Annotated in this window: 16 protein-coding genes and 1 pseudogene; 9 read left to right on the top strand and 8 right to left on the bottom strand. The window is 44.0% G+C overall.

Going from position 1 to position 13,466, the window contains the following annotated elements; all coding sequences use genetic code 11:
* Nucleotides 1–140: 140 nt before the first annotated feature.
* The 6 genes and pseudogenes from ERJ70_RS18335 to ERJ70_RS18355 all read left to right on the top strand — a co-directional run bounded on the left by ERJ70_RS18335 (nt 141) and on the right by ERJ70_RS18355 (nt 3,031).
* Nucleotides 141–317 (top strand): glycine zipper domain-containing protein, encoded by a 177-nt coding sequence (locus ERJ70_RS18335; protein ID WP_209366177.1) that lies wholly within the window; start codon nt 141–143, stop codon nt 315–317.
* A 95-nt stretch (nt 318–412) separates the two neighbouring features.
* Nucleotides 413–688, top strand: a complete 276-nt coding sequence (ytxJ, locus tag ERJ70_RS18340; RefSeq protein ID WP_374099830.1) for a bacillithiol system redox-active protein YtxJ — start codon at nt 413–415, stop codon at nt 686–688.
* Nucleotides 685–900, top strand: a pseudogene (locus ERJ70_RS18345) (transposase); the annotation flags it as partial. The gene ytxJ and the pseudogene ERJ70_RS18345, both read left to right, overlap by 4 nt.
* Before the next feature lie 85 nt (nt 901–985).
* On the top strand, nt 986–1,105 hold the full coding sequence (locus ERJ70_RS20085) for a hypothetical protein (protein WP_245208221.1): 120 nt from the start codon (nt 986–988) through the stop codon (nt 1,103–1,105).
* Nucleotides 1,106–1,363: 258 nt separating this feature from the next.
* Nucleotides 1,364–2,326 carry a helix-turn-helix transcriptional regulator gene (locus ERJ70_RS18350; RefSeq protein ID WP_209366178.1) on the top strand — a complete coding sequence of 321 codons (963 nt, stop codon included), beginning with the start codon at nt 1,364–1,366 and terminating at the stop codon, nt 2,324–2,326.
* Between the two features lie 75 nt (nt 2,327–2,401).
* A complete protein-coding gene (locus ERJ70_RS18355; RefSeq protein ID WP_209366179.1) occupies nt 2,402–3,031 on the top strand; it encodes a type 1 glutamine amidotransferase family protein in 630 nt (209 codons plus the stop codon).
* A gap of 448 nt (nt 3,032–3,479) precedes the next feature.
* Here ERJ70_RS18355 and ERJ70_RS18360 read toward each other — a convergent pair whose 3' ends face one another.
* The 5 genes from ERJ70_RS18360 to ERJ70_RS18380 form a co-directional block, all read right to left on the bottom strand.
* The gene (locus tag ERJ70_RS18360; protein ID WP_209366180.1) at nt 3,480–4,376 is read right to left on the bottom strand and encodes an NAD(P)/FAD-dependent oxidoreductase; all 897 of its coding nucleotides are present in this window, start codon (nt 4,374–4,376) and stop codon (nt 3,480–3,482) included.
* A gap of 102 nt (nt 4,377–4,478) precedes the next feature.
* Nucleotides 4,479–5,381 carry an AEC family transporter gene (locus ERJ70_RS18365; protein ID WP_209366181.1) on the bottom strand — a complete coding sequence of 301 codons (903 nt, stop codon included), beginning with the start codon at nt 5,379–5,381 and terminating at the stop codon, nt 4,479–4,481.
* Nucleotides 5,382–5,438: 57 nt separating this feature from the next.
* A complete protein-coding gene (locus ERJ70_RS18370; RefSeq protein WP_209366182.1) occupies nt 5,439–6,887 on the bottom strand; it encodes a glycoside hydrolase family 1 protein in 1,449 nt (482 codons plus the stop codon).
* A gap of 33 nt (nt 6,888–6,920) precedes the next feature.
* Nucleotides 6,921–7,361, bottom strand: a complete 441-nt coding sequence (locus ERJ70_RS18375) for a threonine/serine exporter family protein (RefSeq protein WP_209366183.1) — start codon at nt 7,359–7,361, stop codon at nt 6,921–6,923.
* A gap of 18 nt (nt 7,362–7,379) precedes the next feature.
* Nucleotides 7,380–8,132 carry a threonine/serine exporter family protein gene (locus ERJ70_RS18380; RefSeq protein ID WP_245208059.1) on the bottom strand — a complete coding sequence of 251 codons (753 nt, stop codon included), beginning with the start codon at nt 8,130–8,132 and terminating at the stop codon, nt 7,380–7,382.
* A gap of 397 nt (nt 8,133–8,529) precedes the next feature.
* Here ERJ70_RS18380 and ERJ70_RS18385 point away from each other — a divergent pair, with 397 nt between their 5' ends.
* On the top strand, nt 8,530–9,273 hold the full coding sequence (locus tag ERJ70_RS18385) for a MerR family transcriptional regulator (protein ID WP_209366185.1): 744 nt from the start codon (nt 8,530–8,532) through the stop codon (nt 9,271–9,273).
* A 173-nt stretch (nt 9,274–9,446) separates the two neighbouring features.
* Here ERJ70_RS18385 and ERJ70_RS18390 read toward each other — a convergent pair whose 3' ends face one another.
* Nucleotides 9,447–10,064 carry a flavin reductase family protein gene (locus tag ERJ70_RS18390; protein WP_209366186.1) on the bottom strand — a complete coding sequence of 206 codons (618 nt, stop codon included), beginning with the start codon at nt 10,062–10,064 and terminating at the stop codon, nt 9,447–9,449.
* On the bottom strand, nt 10,061–11,428 hold the full coding sequence (locus ERJ70_RS18395) for an MATE family efflux transporter (RefSeq protein ID WP_209366187.1): 1,368 nt from the start codon (nt 11,426–11,428) through the stop codon (nt 10,061–10,063). Before ERJ70_RS18395 ends, ERJ70_RS18390 begins: the two co-directional genes overlap by 4 nt.
* Before the next feature lie 215 nt (nt 11,429–11,643).
* Here ERJ70_RS18395 and ERJ70_RS18400 point away from each other — a divergent pair, with 215 nt between their 5' ends.
* Both ERJ70_RS18400 and ykzB read left to right on the top strand, forming a co-directional pair.
* Entirely contained in the window at nt 11,644–11,859 is a 216-nt protein-coding gene (locus ERJ70_RS18400) for a Fur-regulated basic protein FbpA (protein WP_209366188.1), read from the top strand.
* Nucleotides 11,852–11,989 carry a protein YkzB gene (ykzB, locus tag ERJ70_RS18405; protein ID WP_175486799.1) on the top strand — a complete coding sequence of 46 codons (138 nt, stop codon included), beginning with the start codon at nt 11,852–11,854 and terminating at the stop codon, nt 11,987–11,989. The genes ERJ70_RS18400 and ykzB overlap by 8 nt, the downstream gene beginning before the upstream one ends.
* Nucleotides 11,990–12,258: 269 nt before the next feature.
* Here the strand turns inward: ykzB and ERJ70_RS18410 are convergent, their stop codons facing one another.
* On the bottom strand, nt 12,259–13,464 hold the full coding sequence (locus tag ERJ70_RS18410; RefSeq protein WP_209366189.1) for a M20 metallopeptidase family protein: 1,206 nt from the start codon (nt 13,462–13,464) through the stop codon (nt 12,259–12,261).
* Nucleotides 13,465–13,466: the final 2 nt, after the last annotated feature.

The following is a 13,466-nucleotide window of genomic DNA, read 5'->3' on the forward strand; positions in this document are numbered from 1 at the left end:
GCTTACATTTTGTTTTGTTGGCTTAGGGGGGGTGTAAACCGATAGATAAAGCTGAAAAGTAGTTAATATTTGAAACTTTCAGCATTAAATAATCGTATAGGAATAGATAAAAAATTTTTTAGGTTGCCTCATTCAAACAAATGGAGAGGAACAATAATATGGGAAAATCAAAGTTTCGTGGATTTGGAATTATCCTTGGCGTTGGGATTGGTACTAGCTTTGGAGTGGCCATTGATCAAGTAGCGATAAGTATAGCAATCGGCATTGTGTTAGGATTAACAATTGGTTCTATGGTAGACAAACGGAATCAACAGTAAAGGTAGGAATTGATATATTTTCGGGGAGAGTGAAGATGGGGCCTGCCAATGAACTGACAACACCGGAAGAATGTAAAGATGTATGGGAAAGTTCGATGAATTCACCAATATTAGTCTTTAAACATAGTACTTCTTGTATGATTAGTGCAAGAGCCTTCAAGCATGTAAAGGCCTTTTTTCAAACATCTGGTGAAGATAAACTAGATTGCTATATGGTAAAGGTTATCGAAAGCAGAAGATTATCACATCAGATTGCAAATGATACAAACATTCCTCATAAGTCACCTCAAATTTTTCTCATAGATAAACAACAAATTGTGGAACACCTCACATTGGAAAATAACAGAAGACCGTACCAGGGAAGCGGTTAGCGGGACCGTCTCCTCCCGCAAATGCTTGTTTAGATTGTACGAACTTCTGTACAAGTAAACAATTTCTAATTGAACATGAAGAGCCCTTAGACCGAACTAAAGAAATATTAAATAGGGCTAAACAGAACCAATGGCAGCGTCAGGTTGAAACTAACGAACGTGTTAAAGATAGATTAGAGCAAATTATTTATTCGTTAGAGGAGACAAATTAAGATGACTAGAAACTAGTAAACAACTGCCATAATTCAACTATCCAAAGAAAAGTCGGAAAAGACAAGAATTAGGGCTGAAAAGACAATTTCAGAGATAGCATTGAAAAAAGAGAAGATTAATTTTAATTCCGTTGCACAAAAAGCGAATGTTTCAAAGTCATGGCTTTACAAAAAAAAGATGTTAGAACTAGAGTGGAGACATTAAGAGGGATGCAAATAAGTGAGTTAAACCCTCGTAAAACTAGTAAAAGTGTCCGTTCAGAGGAAGTTAATAAGACCTTAAAAAAACCGTATAAAGGCACTAGAAGAAGAGAACAAACATTAAAAGATCAAGTACAAAAATTGCATAGCAAATTGTTTTAGCTTTTTCGGTTTTCTTACATTTGAAATAGAAATTCAATGAATAGGTAATGTTTTTAGTGTGAATTTAAAATAAAATCATTTCCATATAGAGGTGGATTCTGTGGCTAAAATTGACAATGTACTAGCAATTTTATGGATGCTTAGTTCAGGTGAAAAAATTACTGCAAAACAAATTTCAGAAAAGTTAGAGATGAATATAAGAACTGTATATCGTTATATTGATACACTTTCAATAAGTGGTGTACCTATAATTTCAGACGCAGGACATAACGGTGGATACAATTTATTGAACAATTTTATTGAAGCTCCTCTTTTTTTTGATTTTGAGGAGCAAACCTCGCTATTTCACGCTGCTATTTTTGCAGAAGAAGCCGGGTATTATGGAGGTGAAGCACTAAACAGGGCTATTTCAAAGCTAAAAAAATATTCGAATCAAGAGCAGGAAACAAAGATAAATCAACATTTAACTAGTCTTGAAGTAATAAGTCGATTAAGTTCCCTCGCTATTGAACCTTTTTTGAAGGAGTTGGAGCAGGCCGTAGCTGACGGATACTCTGTAAAAGTTCTATACCATAAAAATGCTGAAGGGGAATCAAAGTATAGATTGGTGGATCCGTACAGAATTATTTATTGGAATAATAAGTGGTATGTGATTGGATTTTGTCATCTTAGGAATGATATCCGTAGTTTTAGAGTAGATCGAATGGAAAGTCTAATGTTAACCGAAAATAAGTTTAACCGACCAGAAAATTTTTCAGCGCGTGACTTTTTTATGAAAAACCTTGTTCCAACTATAGAAGATAAGGAAGGGATTATTTCTTTGGTTATTAATGGAGATAAAGGGGCATTGAGTGATATTTGCCAACATTGGTTTTTAGGAAATTATTTACAAGAGTGGACTTCAAATCAAGCAGTATTTCTTCTTGAGAAAGATATGATACATACATTTGTGCCTTATTTACTTTTACCGTACGGTAAATCTATTCGAGTTATTGAGCCAATCAGTCTTAAGAAAAGAATGATTGAAGTTTTGTCGGAATTAATAAAATTTCATCAAATTTGATAACTTCCCTGACGCTAGGTGTCAGGGAAGTTATGTTATCTTTGGCTATATTAAATGTGATTGGAGTGTTATTGGATGACAAAAAAAGTTTTTCTTTATGTATTTAATACAATGTCGGACTGGGAATATGGATATTTAATTGCTGAACTAAACTCAGGAAGATATTTAAAAAAAGATTTAGCACCTTTAAAAGTAATTACAGTAGGAGCTAATAAAGAAATTATTACTACAATGGGAGGACTGAGCATAAAACCAGATATTTCCCTTGATGAGTGTACTCTTGAGAGTACGGATCTTATAATTTTACCTGGAGGGAATACTTGGAGAGAAGATATTCATCAACCTATTTTGAGAAAAATTGGCGAGGCTTTAAAGCTTGGCACTATTGTTGCTGCAATTTGTGGTGCAACTGAGGGACTAGCGAATGTTGGATACCTTGATTCTAGAAAGCATACAAGCAATGACTTAGAGTATATTAAAATGGTCTGTCCTAATTATAAAGGAGAAAAATTTTATGAGATGGAACCTGTAGTATCTGGCGAGAATTTGGTTACTGCATCAGGAGTAGCTCCTCTGGAATTTGCGATGGAAGTAATAAAAAAATTAGATGTATTTGCACCAGATACATTGCATTCATGGTATAACCTAAATAAGAATCATAAACCCGAATATTTTTTCCAGTTAATGGACTCAATAAGTAGATGAGCTAAAAAAATCAACTTAGCAGTTTAATATTAGTATTAGTTTAAATAATTTCCATGCTTTAGACGATGTCTAAAGCATGGTTTTTGTATATAACTTAAAATAAAGACCTTAAAAAGCAGTGTAGATGCAACTTGATCTTTCATTCTTTTTACCTGTTTTTCATAAAATAAGTAATTTAATTATGCCGACTTTGAAGTCAAAGCAAAGAGGTTGCTGTCATAATATTTTTTTCACTTTACTCTTGATATGATCCCACAACTGGTTAAGGGTAGGCGCATTTTTATTTTTTGTATCCGAAACATTTTCTTATTGAAGTAAAGGGTATAAAAACATATGGTGCTTCCTATTTTATGGAGTTCCGTTTTCCTGATATACCAACACTACACTTTAACAGATGCTAAAGCAAAAAGGCTGCCCCATTACGTTTTTCACTTGCGGACAGCCCTTTTCACTGCTGTTGCTTTATTTTTTTATGAATCCAAATGGCCGCCTGCATGCCGTCACCCATGGCGATGGTCACTTGTTCCGAGTGGGCGACGATATCTCCGGCAGCAAAGACGTTTTCGACATTCGTCATCTTGGTTCTGGGGTCTACAAGAATGTGCTTGTTTTTATATAATTCGACGCCCAGCTGCTCGGCGAGCTGGGATCGTACTTCATTTCCGCCCATTGCTACAAAGGCATGATTCGTTTCCAAATTGCTGCCGTCCTCAAGCTTCACGCCTCTGATTTGATCCCCATCGGCCTTCAATTCAACAATTGATTGGTCAATCGGTTTAATACCTTGGGAATCAAGTTTGCTTTGCATCTCCTCTTCAATCGGCTGTAGTCCATGGTTGATCAACTGGATTTGGCTGGTCCAATTGGTCAATGCAAGCGCCATTCCTGCCCCCGCATTACCGGAGCCAATGACAACCACCTTTTTATCCAGAACTTCATACCCGTCGCAATCAGGGCAAATATAAACGCTAATACCGAGACAAGGCGGCAATTGTTCAAGTTCCGGCAAATGATCCTTAATCCCCGTTGCAATCAAAATCGCCTTTGTTTCGTGATTACTGTTACTAGTAGCAACAGAAAATAACTTGTCCTGCTTGTTGACCTGCTCTACGGTTTCTTCAATAAAATTTACTCCGAGCTCTTCAGCCTGTCGCCGACCGGTACGGCGCAAGGTGGCCCCACTTATCCCTTCTGGCCAGCCAAGAATATTATGGTAGCAGCGGCAAAGACTTGACCTGCCGTCTGCGGCATCGATAACCAGAACATTGTCACGGTAACGGCCCAACTGAATAGCCGCCTGCAGTCCGGCGATTCCGCCGCCGATAATGATACAGTCGTAGACCAACCCTTCACCTCCATCATTACTAGTTGTTATCACTAGTATAAACAGAAGCTGTACTTTCACGACTGTAAGTTTTTAACAAAGGGAACCATTCCTATTTTGCAGTTAAAGAACAAGAAACATCAACAACGGAATCGTGATGATACTCAGTAATGTACTAAGCAACGTAGCGCTTGATACGAATCCCGGTTTTGTCTGAAATTGCAGGGCATATATCGTGGTATTTGCTGCTGTCGGAGTTGCTGCCGTCAATATCATAATCGCTTTGACCATATCGCCGACCGGCAAAAAGGAAGCAATTGCATACGCAATAACTGGAGCAAGAAGCAGTTTGATCGACAGTGAAGCCCCCAACTTTCCATATTCCAATTGTCTCAACGAAATACTGGCGAGCTGCATGCCCAAAACAATCATGACGGTAGGAATGGTCGCATCAGCCACCATGCTGACTGCAGACATCACTTGATCTCCGATTCCGATTTGCAGTCCATTCAACAGCAACCCCAATATCGCGCCATAGACGATTGGTACCTTGACCACTTCCTTCAAGGGAGAAAACGACTGCCCGCCCTGTTCACTGCCTTTGGCAGCATAATAAATACCCGCTGTACACATGATTAACTGTTGCAACACCATCAGGATTACCGCGTAATGAAAACCCTCCTCCCCGAAAATAAGCAGTATCAACGGTGCTCCGTAATTACCGTTATTCATAAATGCAGAAGCAAGGATAAAGCCGCTGGTCGTATTTTTATCCCAGCGATTAATCCAGGCAAGAAGATAGCAAACCACAATGGATACCGCACATAAGACGACTAAATAAATGCTCAAATAAACATAGTCCAACGTTATTTCATTCTGGTAAAACGTCCGGAAAGCCAAAAAGGGCGACATTAGATAAATCGCGATGGTCGAGATAGGCTTTAATTCGAATTTCCACACTTTCTGTCCGATAAAGCCAAGTGCAAATACTCCAAAAATCGGGATAAGGACTCCAAAGAATTCCACAAATCTCCCCCCCACATAAGAAAAGGGACCTTTTTCAGATCCCTTTACATGTCTGTTTTATTCCTTATTCAGTGTGCCACCATTTTCGGAAATCACCTGCTGGTACCAGAAAAAGCTGTTTTTCTTGATACGGCGCAAATCTTTTTCCCCTTCTTCGTCGCGGTTGACGTAGACAAATCCATATCGTTTCTGGTAACCGTTCAGCCAGCTCAGCAAGTCGGTGAACGACCAGACACAGTAACCGAGAAGTTCCACGCCATCCGTTATTGCCTGCTGACACTGCTGCAAATGACTTTTTATATAGTCAATCCGGTAGTCATCCTTGATAACTTCATCATTCTCTAGTTGATCGAACTCACCCAGTCCGTTTTCGCTTATCAAAATCGGAAGTCCGTAACGGCTTGTAATCCGGCGCATTCCGATCCGCAGGCCGATCGGATCGATCTCCCAATCCCAGTTGGTCGCTTCCAGGTTCGGGTTTTTCTTAGTTTTGTACAATCCAGGAATCCCTGTTTCCGGCGTCGTGCCCTTTTTTCCTGAAGTATTCATTCCACCGGAACCTACGCCTCCTTCCAGGGGATTGTGTTCATACGTGGTCGTTCGGTAATAATTCACCCCCATGAAGTCGGGTTTTCCTTGTGCCAGCAGGTCCATGTCGCCGTCTTCCAGTTCAGGTGCCAATCCGTTTCGTTCTAAATAATCCCATGCTGCCTTTGGGTATTTCCCCCAGGCGTACACATCCATCCACCAGTGGCTTAAGAACTCCTCAGCATTCTCGGCTGCCAGCACATCTTCCGGATTGGAAGAATAGGCATAGGCAGGGCTGTACGCGAAACTCGGGCCTATCTTGCCGTTCGGCACATATTTATGAAAGTCGGCAATCACCTTAGCATTGGCAAGACTGGCATGATGGTTTGCCTGATACATCCGCTTCCGGTCTTGGACACCAGGGGGATGCAAGGCAAGCTGATAGCCTAAACTGATGAAAATATTTTGCTCATTGAGACTGACCCAATATTTCACCCGATCACCGAGCCGTTTGAACAATGTGACACTGTACCGATAAAAGTCGTCAATCACCTGGCGTGATTCCCATCCGTCATACTGGTCCTGAAGTGCCTGGGGCAAATCCCAGTGATAAAGGGTCACGATCGGTTCAATGTCGTTTTGGATAAGCTCGTCGACCAACTGATCATAAAAGTCAAGACCCTGCTCGTTTACTTCCCCGTTTCCATCCTTTATGACGCGCGGCCAGGAAATTGAAAAACGGTAGGCTTTCAAGCCCATCTCAGCCATTAATCGGACATCTTCCCGCCAGCGATGGTAATGGTCCACTGCCACATCGCCATTGGTACCTTTATATGTCTTGCCTGGTATCCGGACAAACTCATCCCATATCGATCGCGATTTGCCGTCCTCGTTCCATGCCCCTTCAATTTGATAGGCTGCCGAAGCAGCTCCCCATAAAAATCCATCTGGAAATGCCTGTAACTGCTTATGTAACATTTCATTTCCTCCTCTGTGGAATTATATTTCCTTCTACTTTACGATCCGTTTCCGACCAGCTTTTTTAATCACCTGGTTGATTACTTCAGAAAACACGAGACCAATGGCAATCGCTCCTGAAATCAATCCCGCTTTTGCAGCCAGCTGGACCGCAGCGTTATAGTCATTCTCCACGAAATTGCGCATGGCGTCATAAGCCAGTCCGCCTGGTACCAATGGGATGATACCGGAAACATTGAAGATGATTACTGGTGTTTTATAGAATTTTGCACATACTTGGCTTAAACCACCGACTAAAAATGCACCCGCTAGCGTTGCCGGTACTGCATCGGTTCCCTCGGCTGCCAATCCATAATACAGCACCCAACCGAGCATCCCGACCAATCCACATTGAATCAATGCATTGCGCGGTGCATTGAAAAGCACTCCGAATCCGGCGGCTGCTATAAAGCTGGTGACCAGCTGTTCTCCCATACCATCCAAACCTTTCTATCAAACAAATGAAATTCCGACAGCGATCCCGGCGCCGATAGCACAGGCTGTTAGCAGCGCCTCTGCACCTTTGGATAAGCCTGCAACGAGATGCCCCGCCATCAAATCGCGGACAGCGTTGGTGATCAATAGACCCGGTACCAGCGGCATGACTGCCCCGATGATTATTTTATCCATTTCGGCGCCAAGCTGGAGATGAATAAACAAAAGGGACAACAGACCAATAATGACGGATGCCAAAAATTCAGCAAAAAAGCGGATTTCCACCCAGTCGTGGAATCTTTCCATTGCCAGATAGCCGGCAGCACCAGCAACCATCGCCGGGACAAAGTCAAGCCAACTGCCATCGAACATGATCGCAAAGCAGCCGCTTACCAGTGCCGCTGCAATCACTTGGAAGAAGAGCGAAAAACTATAACTGTCCAAATCGGTTTGTTTCAACTGATCATTGGCTTCGGTCATGGAAAGCTCGCCGTTTGTGACCTGCCGAGATATACTGTTGACAACGGCTATCTTATGCAAGTCCGTCGAGCGTTCGGATATTCGCATGAAATTGGTCGGGTCCGTTCCGTCTATGGAAAAAATAATTCCTGTCGGTGTTACATAGCTTTGAGAAGCAGTCTTTCCGAACGAAGCGGCAATCCGTTGCATGGTATCCTCGACGCGGTGTGTTTCTGCCCCGCTCTGCAGCATGATTTTCCCTGCCAGCAGGCAGACACTCGTAATACTTGGCGGTGTTGATTTTACATCCATATCCATCTTCTCCGTAATCAGCTTATATTGGTATTATAAGAGCAAACACCGACGAAAAACAATGACAACGGACTGCTTCTCCATAGTCGGGAACAAAGAATCTCATTTTTGGCGTCCTACTACCTATCACCAGTGACTCAAAGCACCACTGGAATAAATAGACTGTTTTTTAAAAGCTGTTGACCAGCGGAGGAATTAAACGGAGACTCCAGCGGGAGGAAAGGCCTAGGTGAGACCCCGGAGAGCGATAGCTCGAGGAGGCTCACCAGCCGCCCGCGGAAAGCGTAGTTTATTTCCGCAGTGTGAACATAGCGTCATGATTAAAAAGTGAAAAAAAACCGGTTGACTCTCACGTTACGTGATAGCTTATCGTTACAAAGGAAGGGAGGTTCCTTTAATGGGAATGACAGTTAAACAAGTCGCCGATCTAGTCGGAATCAGTGTGCGCACACTCCATCATTATGATGAAATCGGATTGCTGCCTCCAACTGACATATCGTCCGGAGGATACAGAATCTATTCGGACGAGGATTTGGAGCAGCTTCAACAAATTCTCTTTTACAAAGAACTCGGATTTCCATTAAAACGAATCAGTGAAATAATGAATGCACCTTCCTTCGATCGCCGGGAAGCCTTGGAACTGCAGCACAGCATGCTGCTGGAAAAAAGGCGCCGGCTCGATAACATGATTGCATTGGTGGAACAGACGATTCAATCAGCAAAAGGAGAGATCAAAATGACGAATGAAGAAAAGTTTGCCGGGTTTGATTTCAGCCGAAACCCTTATGAGCAAGAAGCACGGGAACGATGGGGAGATAAAGCTGTCGATGAATCGAACCAAAAGCTCGGAACCATGACGAATGAAGAGCAGCAGGCAATGGGGGAAGAAATGAATAATATTTACCGGTGCCTTGCCGGTATACGCCACCAAGATCCTGCATCGGAAGAAGCGCAGGCTGCTATTGGGGAATGGTTCCGTTTGTTGAACAAAATGGGCAGCTATTCGCCAGACGCCTTCAAGGGGCTTGGTCAAATGTATGTCGATGATGAGCGGTTCACGAAAAACATCGACCAATTCGGATCCGGCCTGGCGACTTTCATGCGGGATGCCATGGCAGTGTTTGCCGACAACCGTCAATAATAAGCGCTAAAAACCCAGGTGCCATAAGGCGGCCTGGGTTTCTTTTTTTCTGTAAGCCTCGTAGGTTTCAACTTCCTTCTCTTAACATTTCTGTTGAACCTCAAAAGAGAAAGTCCCCTTGTCCAATCCAGTAGAAACCCTTCTTGCAAAATATCTATTAAAACGGCATCGTTTCATTTTGTTTTTTGTGAATCACGAGAGGTTCCTTCCTGACCGGGAAGCCCAAAGAAATCATCGATGTGTGTATAATCACCTGCCATGCGGCCAATTACCTGTAAAGCTTCCGGGTCCACTTTATCTGTTTCCATATATACTTCGTCTTGGATATGGTAACAAACCAGTCTGCCGAGTACGAGACTGTTGCTGCCGATATCGATGATACGGTCAAGCTCACATTCCATTTGGACAGGAGCAGCCGCTACCCGCGGAGAGCTTATCCTCTCGCCCGGAACCGCTGTAAGGCCAGCTTGCGAGAATTCGTCCGTTTCAGGAGGGTAAGCTTTGCTTGTTTCGTACATTTGATTGGCAAGCTGTTCATTGACAATGTTGACGACAAACGCTTTTGTAGCCCGGACATTTTCGAGCGTGTCCTTTACTCTTCCTGATCCACCGACAGAAAAACAAAGGGTGATTGGCTCCATGGAAGCCACGGTAAAAAAGCTGAAAGGTGCCAGATTGGGGATACCTTCTTCATTGATGGTTGACACCCAGGCAATCGGACGCGGAACTACCGCGCCCTTGATCAGTTTACTCATGTCTCGTTCTGCAAATTGTGATGGCTCGATTTTCATTCGAATTCCCCCTTTTGACTGTCTGACTTATTCTGGAACAGTTTTTTCTCTCGCCATTTTCCATAGCGGTAATAAAGGAAAGCAAATAAGCTGCTAATAACAAAGCTGATACCCATTCCGACGGCGATTCCGGTTTCCCCCAGCAGTTGCGAGCATACGTAAGTCAGCGGGTAACGCAAAACCCAAAAAGAGATAATATTCAGGATAAGCACCTGATACATTGCCCCTGCCGCACGTACCGTTCCATTCAAGATAAAATTGATGCCTAAAAATGGGTAAAAGAAGGCGACAATGCGCAAATAATGACTGCCAAACTGGACTGGTTCTGGCTCCTGAATAAATAATTTGATCGCAACTTCGGCCAAAAGCACCAGCAACAGAGCCAATAGAAGCATGATCACCAGGTTATACAACAGGCCGTATTTTGTAATTCTGCTAACCCGGTCCCATTTGCGTACACCAATGTTTTGTCCGGCCATGCTGTTGACTGCCGTTCCCAATGCCTGGGCAGGAAGCATGATCACGCTGTCCAGCCGCTGTGCGGCACTGAAACCCGCGACTACTGCTTCTCCATGAGACGTCACCACACTCATGATTGCCGCCACTCCGGCAGAAATCACCGACATCTGCAAGCCGGATGGAACACCGAGGTTCAAAATCAACAGTACCTCTTCCCGTTTTGGCAGATTGGGGACAGAGAATGGCACGAGTTGATGCTTCAGCATATAATAAATGCCATATAAAAAAGCGATGCCTTGTGAAAGAATGGTTGCATAGGCGGCTCCGTCCACCCCTAATCCAATCCCGCTGATCAACAGTGGATCCAAAAAGATATTGAGAACGACCGCAATCATGACAAACCGAAGCGGTGTCCGACTGTCTCCGACTGCGCGCAGCACGGTACCAATGAAGTTATACCCCAATAGGAAAAGGATGCCCAGCGCATTTATCCGCAGGTATGTGACTGCTTCTCCCATCATGGCCTCCGGGGTTCCGAGCAATCCTAGAATCGTTTCGGCGAAAAGGAACCCGACAATTCCCAAAACAATCGCCATGGCAGTCAGCACCACGACAAAGGCATTGAGGTAACGTTTCAATCCCTCTTCGTTGTCTTTTCCTTTTTGCTGTGACAGAATCGTCAAGGTGGCATTATTTATTCCGATAATAAAAGATAAGATAGTAAAGATAACCGTACTGGAAACAGCTACCGCCCCGAGTGCATTTCCACCAAGCAGATTTCCCACCCACAGGCTGTCCGTGAACTGATACGAAACCTGCAGCAGATTGGTAAAAATAATCGGTGCCGAAAACACCAGCATCTGTTTTACTATGTTCCCTTCCGTAAAATCTTGTTGTCTCCTCAATGGTAAGACTCCCTTATCTCGTCTTTCTCCTCATCTTATCACGGAGATAACAGAAAATCATGAAGCATGGCTTGTACCTTTCTCAACACTAGAGGGAAAAGATCGTACAAACATGCCGAAAATCAGAAACCGTGTAAGATTTTCTCACCGAACTACTGTCAATTCGATAAGCATCTTTTAGAATAAGGATAAATTCACGACGAAGGAGCGCTGGAATGGCTTTTTTGAGAGAAGCGGTCGACAAGCAGAAGCAGGCAGTGATCCAACAGTTGATAGTTGAAGGGGTTATCAGTATCGACGACCGGGATATCTATCAAAAAACAATCAGTGAACTGGCGGATGAGTATGCGGACGTTGCAGCTGTTTCCCAAATAACCCGAAAAGCCTCAGAGAAAAATACTATGCGAAAAGGAGTATCGGCCCATGATTAATCAGGAGGCAGTGGACTTGGCAAAAAAAATCGTCGAACTTGACTTGAAAAGAGATGAAACATGGGAGAACCTGGCTGCGCTTGCCGGAGATAAGGCACATGAATTATTGCGCAGAGTCCAAAACAGCTAATAGTGAAAGTAGCCTGGACAAAAGCAAAGTGACCAAAGCAAAAACCGAACGATCATTCGAACCCTCCAGACATTCGAACTCGTTCGGTTTTTCTTTTTTGTCATTGGCTGTAACAATAAGCAAACCTTCCGTAGAGGAAATCCACGGAGACTTCTACGGGAAGGAAGACCTCGGTGAGAGCCCACAGAGCACAAGCTCGTAGATGCTCACCAGCCGCCCGTTAAAGGCGAAGTGTATTTTCGTAGCGAAGTAGGAATATTATCTGACTTTCATATCTGCCGTTGTAACAACCTGTGGGTTACAGCGGTGAGTAATGCGACACCATGCGGCAGCACCTCTTCATTCAACGTAAAGTGGGGACTGTGAAGCGGAAAGTTTTCCTTGTCCTTCCATCCGCATCCCAAGAACACCATTGCACCAGGCAGCTTTCTCGCAATATGGCTGAAATCTTCCCCTCCCATGCCATAAGGGGCTTCATAAATTTTTTGATCAGGAAAAAGGGTTCGAAAAGTTTCCTTCCATAATTCCACCAGCTTCCCATCATTGCACAAAGCAGGTTCTCCATTTTCGATATAGAGCTGATGGCGCCCCCCAAATAGCCGTGCAGTGGCGGCTACAGCTTCCAACTCCTCGATTAGCTGGCGTCTTACCTTCTCTGTGTACGCCCTGACTGTCCCTTTGATCGTCACCTGATCGGGAATAACATTAAAAGCCGCCCCTCCATTGATACTCCCTACACTTAACGCAGCAACGTCCAGCGGATCTACCCTTCTGCTGATCATGCCGTAAAGCCCTTGCAAAGTGTGAGCAGCACTCCATACCGGATCGATTGTCTGGTGAGGATAGCCGGCATGGCCGCCTTCTCCTTTTATCGTCAGTTCAAAGTTATCGATACTGGCCATGCTCGGTCCGGCATTCACCTGCAAGTCTCCTGATTGCTGCCAAGGGCACATATGCAACGCAAGGGCAGCCTCCACATCATCCAGTACACCAGCCTCCAAAAAATAAGGAGCCCCGGTCCGGCCATGAACATCGGTATCTTCTTCTGCAGGCTGGAATAAAAATTTTATCGTCCCGCATGGCAGTGAACCGGCCTGAAAATCCTCAGCCAGCAGTTCGGCAGCGCCCAACAAGATCGCCGTATGGGCGTCATGGCCGCACGCATGCATCACGCCATCTTGAGTCGAAGCGAAGGAAAGTCCGGTTGATTCCTGAATCGGCAAAGCGTCCATGTCAGCACGTAAAGCGATGACCGGACCGTCGCCATTCTTCAATACAGCTACAATCCCGTGACCGGCAATTCCCTTTTGAATCTTGATTCCTTGCAGATTTTCCAGACGAGCAGCCACAAATGCACTCGTCTTTTCTTCCTGAAAGCTGAGTTCAGGAAATTGGTGAAGGTAACGGCGCCAGTCGATGAGATCCTGCTTTATGGCTTCCGCTCGTTCTTTAAGTTTCTCCTCATAATCAGGCAATC

Origin of the sequence: Sediminibacillus dalangtanensis (assembly GCF_017792025.1) — a bacterium.
GTDB classification, from domain to species: Bacteria; Bacillota; Bacilli; order Bacillales; family Amphibacillaceae; genus Sediminibacillus; species Sediminibacillus dalangtanensis.

Bases quoted from the DNA above. Each gene is read 5' to 3' on its own strand.
- ykzB (WP_175486799.1), top strand. From the start codon at position 11,852: ATGATTAATCAGGAGGCAGTGGACTTGGCAAAAAAAATCGTCGAACTT.
- ERJ70_RS18400 (WP_209366188.1), top strand. From the start codon at position 11,644: ATGGCTTTTTTGAGAGAAGCGGTCGACAAGCAGAAGCAGGCAGTGATC.
- ERJ70_RS18370 (WP_209366182.1), bottom strand. From the start codon at position 6,887: ATGTTACATAAGCAGTTACAGGCATTTCCAGATGGATTTTTATGGGGA.
- ERJ70_RS18380 (WP_245208059.1), bottom strand. From the start codon at position 8,132: ATGGATGTAAAATCAACACCGCCAAGTATTACGAGTGTCTGCCTGCTG.
- ytxJ (WP_374099830.1), top strand. From the start codon at position 413: ATGAATTCACCAATATTAGTCTTTAAACATAGTACTTCTTGTATGATT.
- ERJ70_RS18385 (WP_209366185.1), top strand. From the start codon at position 8,530: ATGGGAATGACAGTTAAACAAGTCGCCGATCTAGTCGGAATCAGTGTG.
- ERJ70_RS18335 (WP_209366177.1), top strand. From the start codon at position 141: ATGGAGAGGAACAATAATATGGGAAAATCAAAGTTTCGTGGATTTGGA.
- ERJ70_RS18390 (WP_209366186.1), bottom strand. From the start codon at position 10,064: ATGAAAATCGAGCCATCACAATTTGCAGAACGAGACATGAGTAAACTG.
- ERJ70_RS18355 (WP_209366179.1), top strand. From the start codon at position 2,402: ATGACAAAAAAAGTTTTTCTTTATGTATTTAATACAATGTCGGACTGG.
- ERJ70_RS18375 (WP_209366183.1), bottom strand. From the start codon at position 7,361: ATGGGAGAACAGCTGGTCACCAGCTTTATAGCAGCCGCCGGATTCGGA.